Annotated in this window: 1 protein-coding gene and 1 pseudogene; both read left to right on the forward strand. The window is 57.0% G+C overall.

The window, feature by feature from the left end:
• Positions 1-556 precede the first annotated feature (556 nt).
• Positions 557-1,816, forward strand: a complete 1,260-nt coding sequence (gene ltrA / locus ABK249_RS33700) for a group II intron reverse transcriptase/maturase (RefSeq protein ID WP_210059127.1) — start codon at positions 557-559, stop codon at positions 1,814-1,816.
• A gap of 80 nt (positions 1,817-1,896) precedes the next feature.
• Positions 1,897-2,021 (forward strand): annotated as a pseudogene (locus tag ABK249_RS33705) (IS630 family transposase); the annotation flags it as partial.

Genomic DNA, 2,021 nt, shown 5'->3' on the forward strand with positions numbered 1-2,021 from the left:
ATCGACGAGAGTGTGCTGCAGAGCAGCGGAAGGAGTTCGACATGAACTGAGACCGTAGCGTAAAGCTGCGTGAATGATGGGGGACGGCCCTCCGGGATCGGCTTTCAGGAGCAGGTCTCAAACCAGTCCGAGCTGCTGCGGTAAAGAGCCGTGGTGGTGAGCGTCGGATGAAACGTTCGGACGAGATCCGAGCAGGTGCATGTTCAAAAGACGAACGAAAGTGAACCCTCCGAAGACGCGTCGTTATGAACGTAAGTGTTGTCGAAACCAGGACCGTTTCGTCATCCTGGGACAAGTCCGCCAGAAGCCTGATGACCGGGCGGGCGGCGACCGGCGTAGAGGGGGCGTGATTTGGACATAGGCGTTCACGCGGAACTGCAGGAACCAGGCTCCTGATGCCAAGGGAGAAGCTCAAGCGGCGCAAACCGCAAGGCGAGAGTACCGATGCGGGAGACTGGGGCGGACCGACCCGTAAGAGCGTCGAGGACCCTGTAATGGGGTCGGAGCAAAGGGGTCGGATCAGGTGGTCGTATTGTTTGAAACAACTGGAAACAGGATGACTTCGGAAAGTACGGCAGACAAGCCGTTTCGAATTGAGAAACGGCAGGTGTACGAAGCTTATAAAGCGGTCAAAGCCAACCATGGCGCAGCCGGGGTGGACGGCGAGACTTTGGAAATGTTCGAGAAAGACCTTGCAAGGAATCTCTACAAGATCTGGAATCGGATGTCGTCCGGAGCCTACTTTCCGCCACCGGTGCGTGCCGTCTCCATTCCAAAGAAGGCTGGAGGCGAGAGGGTTTTGGGTGTGCCCACGGTCAGCGATCGGATCGCGCAGATGGTGGTCAAACAGATGATTGAGCCGGATTTGGACTCCCTCTTTCTTCCAGACTCATACGGGTACAGGCCGGGGAAGTCGGCCTTGGATGCCGTCGGCGTGACGCGCCAGCGATGTTGGAAGTATGATTGGGTTTTGGAATTCGACATCAAAGGACTGTTCGACAATCTTCCACACGATCTCTTGCTGAAGGCGGTCAGGAAGCACGTCACATGCAAGTGGGCTCTGCTCTACATCGGAAGATGGCTCGCAGCGCCGATGGAGAAGAATGGTGAGGTTTTGGCGCGAACGTGCGGCACCCCGCAAGGCGGTGTCGTCAGCCCCTGCCTCGCAAATCTCTTCATGCACTATGCATTTGATTTGTGGATGACGCGAATGCATCCCGACCTACCATGGTGTCGATATGCCGACGATGGTCTTGTTCACTGCCAGAGCGAGCAGCAAGCCGAAGCCCTCAAGGTGGAGTTGAGTTCTCGCTTGGCAGCGTGCGGATTGCAGATGCATCCGACAAAGACCAAGATCGTTTACTGCAAGGATCAACGGCGCCGAGGAACGTATCCGAATGTCGCATTCGACTTTCTCGGATATCAGTTCCGGCCTCGACGGGTGGCGAATACACAGCGGGACGAGTTCTTCTGTGGCTACACGCCTGCGGTTAGTCCGACGGCGCTTAAATCGATGCGGGCAAAGATCAAAAGTTTGAACATCCCGCGGCAGACGCCGGGGACGCTGACCGAAATTGCCAAACAACTCAATCCACTCCTTCGGGGATGGATTGCCTATTATGGCCGGTTCAGCCGTTCGGCCCTGTCCACTCTGGCTGATTACGTTAACATGAAGCTCAGAGCCTGGATCAGGCGAAAGTTCAAACGCTTTCAGTCCCATAAGACACGAGCCAGTCTCTTCTTGCGAAAACTGGCGCGGGAAAATCCGGGACTGTTCGTACATTGGAAGGTGTTCGGAACGAACACGTTTACCTGATGGGAGCGGTGTGAATCGAGAGGTTCACGCACCGTTCTGCGAGAGGCCGGCTGGTGAAATCCCTCCGGCCTACTCACCCCTGGACGAAGACGAACATGGCGCCGCTGCGAGGCTGGGCGCCGCGCGGCGAACGGCTGTTCGGCCAGGCTCCCTTCGGCCACTGGAACACCATGACGTTCATTGCCGCCCTGCGCGTTGATCGCGT

The organism is Neorhizobium phenanthreniclasticum (assembly GCF_040066075.1).
Lineage (GTDB): Bacteria > Pseudomonadota > Alphaproteobacteria > Rhizobiales > Rhizobiaceae > Neorhizobium > Neorhizobium petrolearium.

Excerpts from the sequence above, each read along its gene's own strand:
- ltrA (WP_210059127.1), top strand. The coding sequence starts at position 557 with ATGACTTCGGAAAGTACGGCAGACAAGCCGTTTCGAATTGAGAAACGG.